14 protein-coding genes are annotated in these 14,568 nt (G+C 65.3%); 6 read left to right on the forward strand and 8 right to left on the reverse strand.

Annotated features, from left to right (window positions below):
• Window positions 1–41: 41 nt before the first annotated feature.
• The 3 genes from HBE63_RS27755 to HBE63_RS27765 are packed head-to-tail and all read right to left on the reverse strand — an operon-like array spanning window position 42 to window position 3,093.
• Window positions 42–1,115, reverse strand: coding sequence for an acyl-CoA dehydrogenase (locus HBE63_RS27755; RefSeq protein WP_166908057.1), 1,074 nt, complete (start codon window positions 1,113–1,115; stop codon window positions 42–44).
• Window positions 1,112–2,245 carry an acyl-CoA dehydrogenase family protein gene (locus tag HBE63_RS27760; RefSeq protein WP_166908059.1) on the reverse strand — a complete coding sequence of 378 codons (1,134 nt, stop codon included), beginning with the start codon at window positions 2,243–2,245 and terminating at the stop codon, window positions 1,112–1,114. The genes HBE63_RS27755 and HBE63_RS27760 overlap by 4 nt, the downstream gene beginning before the upstream one ends.
• Entirely contained in the window at window positions 2,242–3,093 is an 852-nt protein-coding gene (locus HBE63_RS27765) for an SDR family oxidoreductase (RefSeq protein WP_243858340.1), read from the reverse strand. Before HBE63_RS27765 ends, HBE63_RS27760 begins: the two co-directional genes overlap by 4 nt.
• Window positions 3,094–3,198: 105 nt before the next feature.
• Here HBE63_RS27765 and HBE63_RS27770 point away from each other — a divergent pair, with 105 nt between their 5' ends.
• Genes HBE63_RS27770 through HBE63_RS27780 form a run of 3 tightly spaced genes read left to right on the forward strand, consistent with a single transcriptional unit; the run spans window position 3,199 to window position 6,394 of the window.
• Window positions 3,199–4,416, forward strand: a complete 1,218-nt coding sequence (locus HBE63_RS27770) for an OB-fold domain-containing protein (RefSeq protein ID WP_166908061.1) — start codon at window positions 3,199–3,201, stop codon at window positions 4,414–4,416.
• Window positions 4,413–5,573, forward strand: coding sequence for a beta-ketoacyl synthase N-terminal-like domain-containing protein (locus HBE63_RS27775; RefSeq protein WP_166908063.1), 1,161 nt, complete (start codon window positions 4,413–4,415; stop codon window positions 5,571–5,573). The genes HBE63_RS27770 and HBE63_RS27775 overlap by 4 nt, the downstream gene beginning before the upstream one ends.
• An 11-nt stretch (window positions 5,574–5,584) precedes the next feature.
• Entirely contained in the window at window positions 5,585–6,394 is an 810-nt protein-coding gene (locus HBE63_RS27780) for an enoyl-CoA hydratase/isomerase family protein (protein WP_166908065.1), read from the forward strand.
• A gap of 9 nt (window positions 6,395–6,403) precedes the next feature.
• Here HBE63_RS27780 and HBE63_RS27785 read toward each other — a convergent pair whose 3' ends face one another.
• From HBE63_RS27785 to HBE63_RS27805, 5 genes are all read right to left on the reverse strand, one after another.
• Window positions 6,404–7,228: a PaaI family thioesterase gene (locus tag HBE63_RS27785; RefSeq protein WP_166908067.1), complete on the reverse strand. Its 825-nt coding sequence runs from the start codon at window positions 7,226–7,228 to the stop codon at window positions 6,404–6,406.
• The gene (locus HBE63_RS27790; protein ID WP_166908069.1) at window positions 7,225–7,965 is read right to left on the reverse strand and encodes a FadR/GntR family transcriptional regulator; all 741 of its coding nucleotides are present in this window, start codon (window positions 7,963–7,965) and stop codon (window positions 7,225–7,227) included. The genes HBE63_RS27785 and HBE63_RS27790 overlap by 4 nt, the downstream gene beginning before the upstream one ends.
• Before the next feature lie 119 nt (window positions 7,966–8,084).
• On the reverse strand, window positions 8,085–9,227 hold the full coding sequence (locus tag HBE63_RS27795; RefSeq protein ID WP_166908071.1) for an acyl-CoA dehydrogenase family protein: 1,143 nt from the start codon (window positions 9,225–9,227) through the stop codon (window positions 8,085–8,087).
• A 23-nt stretch (window positions 9,228–9,250) separates the two neighbouring features.
• On the reverse strand, window positions 9,251–10,231 hold the full coding sequence (locus tag HBE63_RS27800) for an acyl-CoA dehydrogenase family protein (protein ID WP_036446823.1): 981 nt from the start codon (window positions 10,229–10,231) through the stop codon (window positions 9,251–9,253).
• The gene (locus tag HBE63_RS27805) at window positions 10,228–11,439 is read right to left on the reverse strand and encodes an acyl-CoA dehydrogenase family protein (RefSeq protein WP_166908073.1); all 1,212 of its coding nucleotides are present in this window, start codon (window positions 11,437–11,439) and stop codon (window positions 10,228–10,230) included. Before HBE63_RS27805 ends, HBE63_RS27800 begins: the two co-directional genes overlap by 4 nt.
• A 113-nt stretch (window positions 11,440–11,552) precedes the next feature.
• Here HBE63_RS27805 and HBE63_RS27810 point away from each other — a divergent pair, with 113 nt between their 5' ends.
• From HBE63_RS27810 to HBE63_RS27820, 3 genes are all read left to right on the forward strand, one after another.
• The gene (locus HBE63_RS27810) at window positions 11,553–13,049 is read left to right on the forward strand and encodes an aldehyde dehydrogenase family protein (protein ID WP_166908075.1); all 1,497 of its coding nucleotides are present in this window, start codon (window positions 11,553–11,555) and stop codon (window positions 13,047–13,049) included.
• A 199-nt stretch (window positions 13,050–13,248) separates the two neighbouring features.
• A complete protein-coding gene (locus tag HBE63_RS27815) occupies window positions 13,249–13,983 on the forward strand; it encodes an SDR family NAD(P)-dependent oxidoreductase (protein WP_243858796.1) in 735 nt (244 codons plus the stop codon).
• 2 nt (window positions 13,984–13,985) lie between these two features.
• The gene (locus HBE63_RS27820) at window positions 13,986–14,567 is read left to right on the forward strand and encodes a nuclear transport factor 2 family protein (protein WP_166908079.1); all 582 of its coding nucleotides are present in this window, start codon (window positions 13,986–13,988) and stop codon (window positions 14,565–14,567) included.
• Window position 14,568: the final 1 nt, after the last annotated feature.

Consider the following 14,568-nt stretch of genomic DNA (forward strand, 5'->3'; position numbering starts at 1 on the left):
CGCGGCGACCGCGGCTCAAACTCCACAAGTCACGGTTGGCGTCATGTCGCCGTGACGAGGTCCCACGGATCTTCGGCGGCCAGTGCCATCCGACCCAGGCGCCGCGCGAAGTGTGCGGTGGTGCCGTAGTCCTGCGCCCAGCTCTGAGCGCGCAAGGTAAACAACCACAGCGGGTGTTCACGGGTGACGCCGATCGCGCCGTGCAACTGGTGCGCGACGGTGGTTACCGGGCCGACGGCCCGCCCGACTGTCACCTTGGCCACGGTGACGGCATAGTCGGTTTCGGGACAGTCGAAGCCATTCCCGGATGCTGTTGTCACAGCGAGTTCGGCAGCGACGCGTGCCCTTTCGATCTCACCCGCCATCCCAGCCAGAGACTGCTGTACGGACTGGAAGGCGCTCAGCGGGCGGCCGAACTGGACGCGCTCACGGGTGTATCTCACCGACAGATCGGCAGCGGCATCCAGCGCTCCGACAATCTGTACACAGCGCGACCAAGCGCCGCGTCGTGCAAGTTCGACGCCTAGCGCCGGGTCTACTGCTCGCAACTGATCGGCGGGCACATCGAATAGGAGCGAATCACGGGGTTCACCCGCCAGGTTGTGATCCCCGTGCAAGTTGCCGGTGTCAACCAGGCCGACCCGGAGACCATCGTCCACACGCACCGCCAAGAGCGTCGCCGCAGATGCCGCGGCCCATGGCACCGAGTGTGCCGTGCCGGTGATCCGGTCACCGCCTGTGTCGGCATCGGCGATGGCCACTGTCAGTGGACCATCCGGCAATTCGACGCCGGCCTGTCGGCCGAGCCAGCCTGCCAACGCGTCGGTTTCGGCCAATGGGACCGCGCCGGCGTGGCGTGCCAGGCCGTAGAGAGCGATCGCCAGTTCGTGAGGTCCCGCTCCGGCGTCAGGGGTGCAGGTCAGCCGCGCCAGCCCGGTGTCTTCGAGGTTGCGCCAAAGCTCGGCATCGAGCAGCTCGGGGACGCCGCGCCTACCGAGACCGGCATCGTAGGATCGCCGTCCCAGTTCATCGACGAGCCGGCGCAATTCAGCATCGTCGTCCTGGCGGTTCTCGGCGGCGAACACTCCGCCCGAGAGTGCGCTCGTCTGGCTCATCGCAACCCCATTCCACGTGCGATCACGCCACGCAACACCTCGTTGGTACCGCCGCGCAACGTGAACATGGGCTTGTGCAGCCAGGCCGTGCTCAGCATGGTCTTCAGCTCCGGATTCGCGGGTAACGTCTCGATCAGGTCGTCGATGAGTTCGACAGATTCGGCCTCGAAGCGGGTGCCGAGATCTTTCACCAGTGCGGCCTGGTTCGCCGCATCGTCGCCCGCGCTGAGCGTGCGGGCAACCGTCAACGACAGCTGCCGCAACGAGATCAACTGGGCCAGCAGGTCACCGACAGCGGCGGCAGTGCGGTCATCGGGTGCCGGTCCGGACCCAAGTGCGCGGATCGCGGCCAACAGCAACGGCCCGGTGGACAAGATGCGCTCGGGTCCGCTGCGTTCGAACGACAACTCCGAAGTGACCTGGTGCCAACCATTTCCGATCTCGCCGAGGACGTCGGCATCCGGGACGAAGACATCGTCGAGGATGACCTCGTTGAAGTGGTGTGCGCCCGACATCAGGATGATCGGTTCGATACGGACGCCCGCGGTTGCGCACTGCACCAGGAACTGGCTGAATCCGGCGTGGCGGTGCTTGGAGTCTGAGGGGCTGGTGCGGGCCAGCACCACGACCTGATGCGCATGGTGGGCTCCGCTGGTCCACACCTTGGTGCCGGACAATATCCAGCCCCCGTCAGTACGGGTCGCCTTGGTCGTCACCGCGGCAAGGTCCGACCCGGCGCCATGTTCGCTCATGCCGATCGACGAATACAGCTTTCCTGCAACTATCTTCGGTAGAAGCCGCTCGCGCTGTTGCTCGGTGCCGTAGGTCAACAGGCTCGGTGCGACCTGCCGATCGGCGCTCCAGTGCGCCGCGACCGGTGCGCCCGCGGCGACGAGTTCCTCAGTCACGACGTATCGGTGAAGGTGGCCGAGTTCGTGGCCGCCGTAGCGGCGCGGGATGGTCAGGCCGACGAACCCCGCGGCACCCAATCGTGCCGAGAATGCCTCGTCCCAGCCGGCCAGCCAGGCGTCGACGGCGGGCTGCCAGCCGAATTCGGCGCGGTCGGCTCGTAGGAAGTCGCGTACGGCGAAACGCAACTTGGCCAGTTCGGGGTCGTCGACCGCGTTCACCGGGTGGCCGCCAGATAGAAGTTGGGGGTCAGGTCCTGCTCATGCGTGGCCAGTCGATAATCCGACAGGTCGTCGTGACCTTCTTCGCGCAAGATGTCCTCGTCGGTGTAGAAGCGCCCGCTGCAGGTTGCAGCGGGGCGGATAACCAACGCGTGCACCGCATCAGCCATGATCTGCGGGCTCCGTGCCTGGGCGCGCGCCTCCGCCTGGCCCATCGCGACCATCATTCCGGTGCTGGCGATCGTGGTGGCCGGCCACACCGAGTTCACGGCGATCGGCACCGAGGCGAACTCGTTGGCCCAGCCGAGGGTGAGCAGGCTTTCGGCATACTTGCCGACGGTGTGCCCTACATGGGCGCCCACCCACCCTGGTTCCAGATTCAGCGGCGGAGAAACGTTGACGATGTGCGCATTATCCGATCGGCGCAGGTGGGGTAGGGCTGCCTGCACCACCGCGAAGGGGCCCTCGACGTTGATCTCCAGCAGCCTACGCAAGTTCTTCAGGGGCAGGGTCTGGGTGGGTCGCAGATCCAGCGCGCCCGCATTGTTTATCACGACATCGATCCCGCCGAACGCGTCGGCGACCGCGGCGACGGCCGATGCCACCGCGGCGGCATCACGGACATCACACGCCACCGGAAGTGCCTGTCCGCCGGCACGTTGCACGGACTCTGCGGTCTCGGCCAGTGTGCCCGCGATCTTCGGGTTGGGCGTCTGGGTCTTGGCCAGCAGTGCCACCGCCGCACCGTCCTGGGCCGCGCGCGCCGCAATGGCAGCGCCGATGCCGCGGCTGGCGCCGGTCACCACGACGACACGGTTCTTCAGAGTGCCAGGAGCGGGAATGCTCACAGTCCAGTTGTCCTTCCGCTGTCAGTTGACCGTAGACTTGAATGCTATAACTATATAGCGCATTAGTTGGCTGCTTGGCGCGGCCACCGACCAAAGTGAGGCGTTATGACTCAGGTCGCCGCGATCGGCACCTACCTGCCGCCATGGACCGTCCGCGAACGCAGGGTTAAAGGGCCCGACGAGGACGCGCTGACCATGGCGGTCGCCGCCGGTCGTGCCGCCGACCCGAATGCCATCGCCCGTCGCGTGGTGCTGGTGTCCCGCGATTTTCCGCTGCTGGAAGGGGGGAACGGCGGTGTCCTGCTGGCAGGGCTGTCGCTGGCCGCCGATGTGGCGGTCAGCGAAGTGCTCGGTGGTGCACCAGCAGTGCTCGATCAGATCCTCGGAGCGGCCGAGGGTACCCTGGTCATCGCCGCAGACGACGCATCGGTCGCCGGGGCGGCGGCAGTCCTGACCGGCGCCGAAGGCGCCACGCTCGCACCGGTCGCGCGGCAGATCCGCAGTCTGCCGACCACCACGCGGGGTGAGGACGGCACGCGTCACCAGTACGGCGACCCCCGGTTGCAGCGTGAGGTCGGGGTCAGGTCGACCGTCGCGCGATTGGGGCTCGACAACTCCCGGACGGTTGCGGCCGTTGTCGGAGTAAAGGCCAGAGAGCTCGGCGTCACGGTCGGCGTCACGGGGGCGATCGAATACCCGATCTCGTCGGCGTCCGGAGCTATCCGCGCACTGGCCGATCTCATCGAGAAGGGGCAGACGAGCGGTCTGCTGGTGGCGATCGAGCAGGCCAGCGTGACGGCGGCCGAAGTCAGCACGTCAGCCAAAGCCCCGACCATCGCCCGAGACGAGGCCCCGGCTCGGGCGATGCCCACGCTCCGCACGGCAGACGGCAACGGCATCCCGATCTCGTTGCCCGCCTACGCCCGCGCGTTCGAACCCAAGCTGCGCTGGGAGGCGGCAGTGTTCGAGGAGCGACCCGGCATCGGCACCACTCCGCAGTTCCCGCCTCGTGCGCGCGTCGACGACGACGGTGGCTTGGTCACCGACTACCGGCTGGAACCGTTGCCGCGCACCGGAACCATCTACACCCAGACCACTATCCGGATTCCCGTACCGGATTTGCCCGGCCCGTATTCGATCGCCGTGGTCCAGCTCGAAGGCAGTACCGTGCGGGTGCTGATGAAGATCACCGGCGTGCCCGCGGGCGACGCTGCCATCGGTCAGTCGGGCTCGGTGGTCCTGCGCAAGCTCGCCGACCGTGCCGGCGTGCCCGACTACGGCTACGCGTTCTGGCCCTCGACTGCGGAAGGAACCCACGCATGAGGAACGTCGCAATCGTCGGCGCCGGGATGACGCCGTTCGCCGAGCATTTCGATCTCGGCATCAAAGACCTGGTCCCGATGGCCTACTCCGAGGCGGTGGCCAACGTCGACAAGGGCATCAAAAAATCGGAGATCGAGGCCGCCTGGTTCGGCGAACTGTCCACCACCGACGGGTTCCCGTCCGGCATCCTGGCCGACACCCTCGATCTGACCGACATCCCGGTCACCCGTGTCGAAAATGCTTGCGCTACCGGCAATGACGCGATCCGCAACGGTACCTTGGCCATCGCATCGGGTCTCTACGATGTGGTGCTTGTGGTCGGTGCGGACAAAGTCCGGGAAACTTCGTCCACGACGACGTTCTGGGACTGGGCGGCCATGACCCGCGACAACGCCTGGGACTATCCGTTGGGACTGGTCGCGCCGGCGAACTTCGCGCTACACGTCGTCCGCTACCTGCACGAGTCGCCTGCGACCAAGGAACACATGGCGATGGTTGCGGTGAAGAACCACTTCCACGCCCTGAAGAACCCGAAAGCCCAACTGCGGTACGAGATCACCGTTGAGCAGGCATTGGCTGCTCCCATGGTGGTAGAGCCCTTCGGACTGTATGACTGCACGCCGCAGAGCGACGGTGCGGCAGCCGTCATCCTGGCCGCAGAGGAGGTCGTCGACCGCTACACCGATCGACCGGTCTGGGTACGCGGCGTAGGGCTGGGCATGGACCGGGTGATGCACCAGCACAAGGGCGATATGACGACATTCCCGCCGACGGTCAAGGCGGCGAAGGCTGCGATGTCCATGGCCGGTGTGACGCCGCGCGACATCGACGTCGCAGAGGTCCACGACTGCTTCACCGGCGTCGAGCTGATCAGCTACGAGGATCTCGGGTTCGCCGAGCGGTTCGAAGCCTACAAACTGGTCGAGGGCCGCGAACATTACGTGGGCGGTTCGATCCCGATCAACCCGAGCGGGGGATTGAAGGCCAAGGGGCATCCGCCGGGCGCGACCGGTGTCGCGCAATGCTACGAACTGTTCAACCAATTGCGTGGCGAGGCAGAGAATCAAGTCGACGGCGCGCGCGTCGCGCTGGCCCATAACATCGGCGGCCCTACCGCGGTCTCCGCGGTCACCATCCTTTCCGACGAGAAGAACTGACAGGACATCACATGACGACTTCCCAGGTCTCGACTTTGGCCGGCTACGAGCAGTTCGCACCGTGGTTACTGGTGGAGAAGCACGGCAACGTGCACGTGGTGAGCATCAACCGCCCCGAGGCGTTCAACGCCGTCACCGAGGAGGTACACCACGCGTTCGCCACCATCTGGAAGGTGCTCGACGCCGATGACGATGTCAACGCGGTCGTCACCACCGGGGTGGGTAAGGCCTTCTCGGCCGGCGGCGACATGGTGATGTTCGGTCGCCTGATCGAGGATGAGGTGGCGCGCTCGTACCAGATCCACGAAGCCCGAACGGTTTTCCTCGAGGTGATCAACTTCCCCAAGCCGCTGGTGTCCGCGGTCAACGGCCCCGCGGTGGGGCTCGGGTGCTCCATCGCCCTGCTCTCTGATCTGCTGGTGATGGGGGAGAACAGCTACCTGGCCGACCCGCACGTCGCGGTCGGGCTGACTGCCGGTGACGGTGGTGCGGCGATGCTGCCCCTGCTGATCGGCATGATGAAGGCCAAAGAGTATGTGCTGCTGGGAGATCGGATCACCGCGCCGATCGCCGAGAAGCTCAACCTGGTTACCAAGGTGGTCAGTGACGACTCGGTGCTCGACGAGGCGCTGGCACTCGGTGAACGCCTGGCCGCCCTGCCGCCGCAGGCCCTTCGCTCGTCGAAGGTGGCGCTGAACATGCACCTGTCCCGCGCCGCGCACGGTGTGCTGGAGTATGCGCTCGCCGAGGAGCTGACATCATTCTCGACACCGGAGTTCAAAGAACGGGTCGTGGCCTTCAGGTCGCGCTCCAAGAAGTAAAGCCTCAGGTCAACGGTAGGCGGTCACCCGCGCGGTGATCGCCACCTTGGCGTCGTCACCGATGGCCTGTGCGTCGCCGACGCCGGTGTTGCGGCCCACCCGCAGGGGGGTGCCCACATAGCGGGAATTGGCACCTGCGAAGAACGGCCGCAGGAAGTTCACCCGCAGCGAACCGGTCCGCAACCCGCCGTCGGTGTTGTTGATCGCTGCGGAGGCGACGAGTTCGAGGCCGGCTGCCGCCACGCCGCCGTGCACGATTCCGATGTCATTGTTCAGGTTGGGATCCTCAAGTTGGCCCAGTAGTGCCTGGCCGTCCGCGTCCGGGCGGACCTCCAGCGCCATCAGGTCGGACAGGGTGGTCGCGGCCGACCGCTGCAACGTTTCCGGTGGCCGCTTGATGAGGACACCCTCTGCCGGAATGAAAAACGACCGCACCGTGCCGCCGCCGATGACGGTTCCGCGATAGGTGAGGGTGCAGATCGACAGAGAGGTCGCTCCCGTCGGGCCCAGAGTGCGGGCACTGGCAATGACCGGTCCGTCGAGATCTCTGGTGTCATCGGGGTTGACCTCCACCGACAACTCCGAGGAGACGGTCCACTGACCATTGTGGCGTCGGTAGTGGTTGACCATCCCGCCCGCAGCGTCGATCAGGACGGCCAAGGGGCCGATTGTCGGCTCGCCGGTGACAGGGTTGCGGAATCGGTCCATCGGCATCGAGAACACGACCGTGGCTTCGTTCTCGTTGCTCGCCAGATACTCGATGCCGAACCGGACCTGGATCGAGTCCGGCGTCTCAAGGTCGTACCCGGTGATCCGATCGTCTACGCCTGTCATTCGAGAAGATCGACGACAGTGGACAATTCGGATCCGGATAGGACGAACTCCTCTGCCTTCTGCAGGTGCTTGCGCCACAACTCGCCGGCCTTCTCCGCATCGCCGGCCTTGATCATGTCGAGCACCATCCGGTGTGTCTTGGCTGACCGACGGACCGCTTGTTCGGCGCGGGCGCCCTTGGTGGGCTGCAACGAGCGGTTGGCCTTCTCGATGATGTGGTGCAGCATGTCGCTGACGATCTGCAGCGTGGCGTTGCCTGACAAGCGCGAAACCGCGGCATGGAAGTCGGTGAGCTGATCGACGGCGTCGCTGCCCGGTTCCAACTGCGATTCGCGTTCGACGATCTGCTCGAGCTCCGCGATCACCTTGGGGTTGCGGTCCTTGGCCAACTGCTCGACCATCGGCACTTCGAGGGTGACCCGCGCATCGTAGACATCTTTGACGGTGACGCCCTCGTATTCGAGGATCAGGCCCGCGTAACGGGCCAACGTCTCCCGCCGCGGCCGGGTTACCCTGGCACCGCCCCGTACCCCGCGCTGGACCTGGATGAGCGATTCGGATTCGAGCACCCGGAACGCTTCCCGCAGGGTGGGACGCGACACCCCGAAGCGCTCCATCAGTTCGGATTCCGGAGGCAGCATGGTGCCCTCGGTGATCTCGCCGCGGATGAACATCCGGCGCAGCACCGTGGCCACCCGATCGGCCATCTTCGGCTCCCGAAGACTGGTGACCTCCATTGCAACCTCCACCGCTCGTGCAAAGCTTCAATCCGTTAACTATTTGGCAGGTTAACCGAATCCTCGAACCGATCTGGGGATACGCGGCCGGCCAGTGACCAAGATCATCACCGCTATCGTCAATATCCCATGGCCCTGCCCATCAGATCCTTCATAATCTCGGTGGTGCCCGCGTAGAGACGCTGGACCCGGGAATCACGCCACAGCCTGGCCACCTCGTACTCGTTGATGTAGCCATATCCGCCGTACAGCTGGAGGCAGCGGTCGATGATCTCCCACTGGACCTCGGAGGTCCACCACTTCAGACCCGCGGCGTCCTGGTCGCTCAGGGTGCCGTCGTTGACCGAGAGCACGCACTGATCTAGGTAGGTCTGAGCGGCGTCCAGCTTGGTCTGCATCTCGGCCAGGAAATGCCGGTTGACCTGAAACTTGCCGATCGGCTGACCGAACGCGGTGCGCTCCAGGGCGTAGGCCTTGGTCAGGTCGAGGGCACGACGAGCGGCGGGCAGCGCATAACAGGCCACGCCGACCCGTTCGCTGGGCAGGTTGGAGACCAGATGGTAGAAACCGCGGTTCAGTTCGCCGACCAGATTCTCCTTGGGCACCTTGACGTCCTCGAAGAAGAGTTCGGCGGTATCGGCGGAGTACTGGCCAATCTTGTCGAGTTTGCGGCCGCGGGAGAACCCGTCCATGCCGTCTTCGATCATCAGCAGGCTGATGCCCTTGTGCCCCGCTGAGGGGTCGGTCTTGACGGCGGTCAGCACGAGCTTGGACAGCAGGCCGTTGCTGATGAACGTCTTCTGGCCGTTGACCACCCAGTGGTCACCCTCGTCGCGGGCCGTGGTTTTGATGCCGGCAAGATCCGATCCGGCTGCGGGTTCGGACATCGCGATGGAACCGATGTATTCGCCGGCGATGAACTTGGGCAACCACCGTTCTTTTTGTTCTTCGGTGGTGAGTTTCTGCAGGTACGGCATCAGAATGTCGTTCTGCACGCCCAGGCCGATCCCGACCGAACCGGTACCGAACATCTCTTCGGAGATGATCTGGTTGAACCGGAAGTCCTTGACTCCAAGGCCCCCATAGCACTCGTCGAACTCCCAGCCGATCAAACCGTGCTCGCCCGCGGCCAACCAGGCTTCCCGGCTGACCTTGCCGTCGCGTTCCCATTTCTCGACATTCGGTACGCATTCGCGCTCGAAGAACTCCCGCGCGGTTGCCCGGAAGTCATCGTGAACCTCTTCGAATATGTTGCGGCGCATGTAATTTCTCTCTGCTCGGCCGATCAGTTGGCCCAGGTGACGACCGCGGGTAGCGCGCGACCGGGGGCATAGGTCTCGAACAGCCGGTCACCGAGGAGTGACTCAAGCTGATCGTGCGAACCGCACAACGCGTCCGCCTGGAATCCGCGTGCGACGTAGCGGTGCAAATCGTGCTCAGCGGTCAGCCCGATCGCGCCGCATACCTGTAGGGCCACATCGCTGACCGTGCGATGTGCTCGCCCGGCGGCGGCCTTAGCGGTCACTGCCGAGAGTTGGCCGCCGTAGCGCCACGACTCACCGAGCAGTGCCCGAGCTCCGGCGAGCACCGCCGAGGCGTCGGCCAATGCGTGCCGGGGAGACTGGAACGATCCGATGGGACCGCCGAACTGTACGCGCACGCTGACGTGATCGACCGCGATGCTCAGCGCCTGCTCGGCAAGGGCCACCAGCTCGGTGGCCAGCGCCCGCTGTGCTGCCGCGAGCGCCTGGTTCCATTGCGCGGTGGCCTCGACCAGCGTGGTGGCGATCGGGCCGCTGACCCGCGTCCAGAACGTCGACGCATCAAAGGTGTCCAGCCGCTCACCGCGTAGCTTGGCGGCATCGAGCACACCGATCGACACCGAACCCGTCGGCCCCGGGACAGGGACCACCAGCCGGCCCTGCAACGGGCCCAGCACGATGCCCGAGACATGACTCTCGTCGGAGCCGGGGAGATATCCGGGCGTCAGACCGGGCAGCAGGACGTGGTCGACAGGTCCATCGAGCAGTCCCACCAGTTCGGCCACCATGACGCGGTCAAGACAGTCGGTGAGGGCCAGCGAGCGGCCCTGGGCGCGGAACAGTAGCTCGCAGGCCTCCACCGGATACTCGGCCTCGATATCCGACCAGCCCAGGTCGGCGAGCCGCGGGCCGATCGCCACGTGCTCGGGGGTGCGCTTGCCCGCCAGCTCGTCGAAGAGCCGGAATACCGCCTCCTCGATCATGGGCCAGGATTCGTCGGTCATTTGCCTCTCTCTTTCGGGAGACCCAACAAGTGATCGGCGATGATGCCGCGCTGCACCTCGGCGGTCCCGCCCATCACCGTGGCGGCCCGCGAATACCACCACTCGGCACGCGCGGTGTTCAGCGGGGCCCCGCCGCCGCCCCCGAACCCGCCTATCAGGTGATCCCTGGTCATCTCGAGGATGAGATCGTTGACCTCTTTTTCTGCGCGGCCGAACAACAACTTGTCGATACTGCTGTCTGCGCCGACCGCCTCACCCGCGGCGAGTCGACGCACGGTGGTGGCGGTGCGGGCTTGGGCGGCCGCCACGTCGACGTAAACCCGGGCGAAGCGCTGACGTTGCGCGGTGGTCGCGCCTGCGGTGACCATGTCCTCCCGCAGCCGGCTCAGTTCGGTGAGCACCTTGTTCAGCACGGCGTAGCCGTACATACCGCGTTCGTACTGCATGAGGTGCATCGCCACGGCCCAGCCGCCGTTGACTTCGCCCACCACCCGGTCACGGTCGACACGGACGTCGTCGAAGAACACCTCAGCCAGTTCGCGACGGCCGCTGGCGAGCGCGATCGGACGAATCGTGACTCCCGGAGCGTCAGCGTCGACCATGATCATGGTCAGTCCGCGGTGGCGGCTCTCGGGTGCGCCGGTGCGGACAAGCACCAACAACCGGGTTGCCGTCGGCCCCTGACTGGTCCAGATCTTCTGGCCGCTGATGACGAACCCGCCCGCGCCGTCGTCGACCGCACGGGTACGCAGGGTGGCGAGGTCGCTACCGGATTCCGGCTCCGAGAAACTCTGGCCCCACCATTCGGCACCACTGAGGTAACCGGGCAGGTATTGCGCGCCCAGGTGCGGCGCGAACTTCAGCAGGGCCGGGCCGAGAGTCTCCAGCGTCCAGTGCTGGGCCGGGATCGGCAGCATCGCGTAGCCGAGTTCCTCGTAGTACACGGCCCGGTGGATTTCGTTGCCACCAAGCCCTCCTGCGGTTTCCGGCCATCCGTACCGGTTCCAGCCGTCGGCGTACAACCGGCCCATCACTGTGGCATCGTGGGCCAGACTGTCCTCGGCGCTGGTGAACGCGGCCGAGCGCCATTGATCGGCCACGTCCAGCTCACGCAGGTAACGCCGGAATTCCTGGCGGTACACCGCGACTTGGGCGACATACTCGTCGTGACGGCTGCCGGTAAAGGCGCTGTCGGCAGGGGCGGTCAACCGGTACCCCCTTCATGGGCTTGGAGATCCAACCTTGAAGTTGAATCCGCTAAACAATTATCTATAAAGGGCTACACTAGCGCACGCCAACACTTCCTGGAGAGGGACTGCCAATGACGGCTTCACCGATCGCCGCCGCCACCGTCAACTTCAACCCCGAGACCCGGCTGTTCATCGACGGCCAATTGTGCGACGCGACTGCCGGTCGTACCGCCGAGAACATCAACCCCGCGACCGAGGAGGTACTCGGTCGCACCCCCGACGCGGGTTCCGTCGACATGGAGCAGGCGATCGCGGCGGCCCGGCGGGCGTTCGACACCACCGACTGGTCGACCAACCATGAGTTCCGCCAACGTTGTCTGATGCAGTTGCACGACGCGCTGCAGGAGGATAAAGAGGACATGCGCGCCGAGTTGGTCGCCGAGGCAGGCGCGCCGCTGGGAATGACCCACATTGCGCAGCTGGAGTGGCCGCTGGCCGACGCGATCCGGTGGCCGGCGCAGCACATCTCGGACTTTGCCTGGGAACGCCAGCTCGACGAGGCAGCCCTGATGGGCGCGCCGTACAACCGCGTTGTGGTCAAGGAGGCGATGGGCGTAGTCGCCGCCATCACGCCCTGGAACTTCCCGTTCGAGATCATCAGCAACAAAATCGGCCAGATCCTGGCCACCGGCAACACCATGGTGCTCAAACCGGCGATCGAAACCCCCTGGAACGCCCTGCGCTGGGGCCGCATCATCGCCGAGAAGACCGATATTCCAGCCGGAGTCGTCAACATCGTGCCTACCTCCGATAACGACGTTGCCCGCCCCCTGTTGACCGACCCTCGGGTGGACATGGTCTCGTTTACCGGTTCGACTGCGGTCGGGGAGCTGATTGCGCGGCTGAGTGCCGCGACCATGAAACGCAACTTGATGGAGCTCGGCGGCAAGTCGGCGTACCTGCTGCTCGATGACGCAGATCTGGCCTCGACCGTGCCCGGCTGCATCGGGGCGCTCATGCACTCAGGCCAAGGTTGCGCCCTGACCACCCGGATGTTGGTGCCGCGCAAGCACTACGAGGCCGCTGTGGAGATGGCTACCGCGACGTTCGCCTCGGTAACCGTCGGCGACCCCAGCGACCCGGCCAACTTCTGCGGCCCGCTGGTATCGGCCAAGCAGCGCGACCGGGTGCTGGGCTACATCCAGGTGGCCCAAGACCAGGGCGCTCGGGTGACCGTCGGTGGCGGCAAGCCCCAAGGCTTGGACCGCGGATACTTCATCGCACCAACGATTCTCGCCGATGTCAGCCCGGAGCACCGGGTGTTCCAGGAGGAGATCTTCGGCCCGGTCATCACCATCACGCCGTACGACGGTGGCGATGATGGTGCGGTCGAGATGGCCAACAACTCGATGTATGGACTGGCCGGGGCCGTGCTGGGCTCCAACGAGCGCGCAATGGCCGTGGCCCGCCGGATCCGCAGCGGATCGGTGAACGTCAACGGTGCCATCTTCTACGGCGCCGATGCGCCGTTCGGCGGCTACAAGATGAGCGGCGTCGGACGGCAGAACGGCGTCGAGGGGTTCGAACAGCATCTGCAGACGAAGGTCATCGCGTACACGCCTGCGTAGGCGGTCGCGGCTCGTGATGTCTGGCATTTGTGTCATGTACACATGAGGCAAAATCAACGCTTTATCTGGTGACTACTCTTCTCTTCCGGCATCGACTGAGCTACGCTTCTGACAGTTATGTTCACTAATTGAAAGGCGATCGCCGGTGGATCTGAATGTCCGCGACAAGGCATATGCCCTCGTCGGAGGTACGGCCGGGATGGGCTTGGCCGGTGCCAAGGTGTTGGCCGCAGACGGGGCCGCCGTGGCAGTGATCGGCCGCGACGAGACGAGGGCCAAAGCGGCCGTCGACGTTCTCATCGAAGCGGGCGCGTCGGCGGCGTACGCCGTCACCGCCGACGTGAGCAAGCCGGGTGCGGCCGTCGATGCGGTTACCGACGCGGTGAAACTGCTGGGACGTCTAGATGGCATCGCCATCACCATGGGTACCGCCGGAATGATGCCGATCGACTCCGGCGACGACGCGTGGGACGCGGCGTTCCGTGACGTGCTGCTCGCGACGACACGAAGTGTCCAGGCCGCAATCCCACATCTGGTCAAGACGAAGGGGGCGGTCGTCACCACGTCCGCCTACTCGTCGAGAGCACCGCATGAACCCCGCCTGCCGTATGCCAGCCTGAAGGCCGCAGTGGCGACATTCACCCGCGGTATTGCCCGCACGTACGGCAAGGACGGGATCCGGGCCAACTCCATTGCGCCCGGTGCGGTGGAAACCGATGCGCTGCACGCTATTCGCGGCTACATCGCGGAGAACAAGGGGTATCCCTACGAAGAGGCGTTGGAGCGGGCCCTTGTCGAGGACTTCGGATTCGACGCGGCACTGGCCCGGCCCGGCCAGCCTGATGAGATCGGGGCACTCATCGCGGTCCTGCTGTCGGATCGGTGCGGATTCGTGACAGGCCAGACCATCTATGCCGATGGAGGGGCGCCGTAGCCATGACAGACCGTGCAGAGGTCGAACACGAATTCCGGCATTACTACCTGACCGGTCCCGTAATGGAGGACTGGGTAGGTTGGGCGAACCTGTTCACCGACGACGCACCGTACTTCGATCACTTCTACGGAACGTTCGTCGGCCCCAAGGAGATTGCGCCGTACCTCGAAGGGACCATGGGGGCGTCCCCCATGGTGTACACAGTCCTGAAGTGGTACGTCATCGACGGTGACAGGGTGGTGTACGAGTGCCTCAACCGAGCCGATAACCCCGAGCCGGGAGCTCCGCCGATCGATTTCCCGTCTTATCAGATCGTCGACTACGCCGGTGACGGGAAGTGGAGTCGCGAAGAGGACATCTGGATTGTGGGCGAGATGAAGGATTTCGCCCGCCGCTACACCGACGCGGAGCGCGACTTCCCGCAGACCCTCGAGGACAAACTGAGTCGGGCCGACTGGGGGCCCTGGGTCGACTGGGCGCGTCCTCAGCCCGGCCACCAGGCCCGCCCGTCGTGGTACGGCAAGCCCGATTTCGTGCCGTTCCGGAGTATCCGTGACATCCAATTCGGCATCCGTTCCCACTGAC

It is taken from the genome of Mycobacterium sp. DL440 (genome assembly GCF_011745145.1).
Classification (GTDB): Bacteria; Actinomycetota; Actinomycetes; order Mycobacteriales; family Mycobacteriaceae; genus Mycobacterium.

Bases quoted from the DNA above. Each gene is read 5' to 3' on its own strand.
- HBE63_RS27810 (WP_166908075.1), top strand. From the start codon at position 11,553: ATGACGGCTTCACCGATCGCCGCCGCCACCGTCAACTTCAACCCCGAG.
- HBE63_RS27770 (WP_166908061.1), top strand. From the start codon at position 3,199: ATGACTCAGGTCGCCGCGATCGGCACCTACCTGCCGCCATGGACCGTC.
- HBE63_RS27795 (WP_166908071.1), bottom strand. From the start codon at position 9,227: ATGCGCCGCAACATATTCGAAGAGGTTCACGATGACTTCCGGGCAACC.
- HBE63_RS27775 (WP_166908063.1), top strand. From the start codon at position 4,413: ATGAGGAACGTCGCAATCGTCGGCGCCGGGATGACGCCGTTCGCCGAG.
- HBE63_RS27820 (WP_166908079.1), top strand. From the start codon at position 13,986: ATGACAGACCGTGCAGAGGTCGAACACGAATTCCGGCATTACTACCTG.
- HBE63_RS27785 (WP_166908067.1), bottom strand. From the start codon at position 7,228: ATGACAGGCGTAGACGATCGGATCACCGGGTACGACCTTGAGACGCCG.
- HBE63_RS27800 (WP_036446823.1), bottom strand. From the start codon at position 10,231: ATGACCGACGAATCCTGGCCCATGATCGAGGAGGCGGTATTCCGGCTC.
- HBE63_RS27755 (WP_166908057.1), bottom strand. From the start codon at position 1,115: ATGAGCCAGACGAGCGCACTCTCGGGCGGAGTGTTCGCCGCCGAGAAC.
- HBE63_RS27790 (WP_166908069.1), bottom strand. From the start codon at position 7,965: ATGGAGGTCACCAGTCTTCGGGAGCCGAAGATGGCCGATCGGGTGGCC.
- HBE63_RS27780 (WP_166908065.1), top strand. From the start codon at position 5,585: ATGACGACTTCCCAGGTCTCGACTTTGGCCGGCTACGAGCAGTTCGCA.
- HBE63_RS27815 (WP_243858796.1), top strand. From the start codon at position 13,249: ATGGGCTTGGCCGGTGCCAAGGTGTTGGCCGCAGACGGGGCCGCCGTG.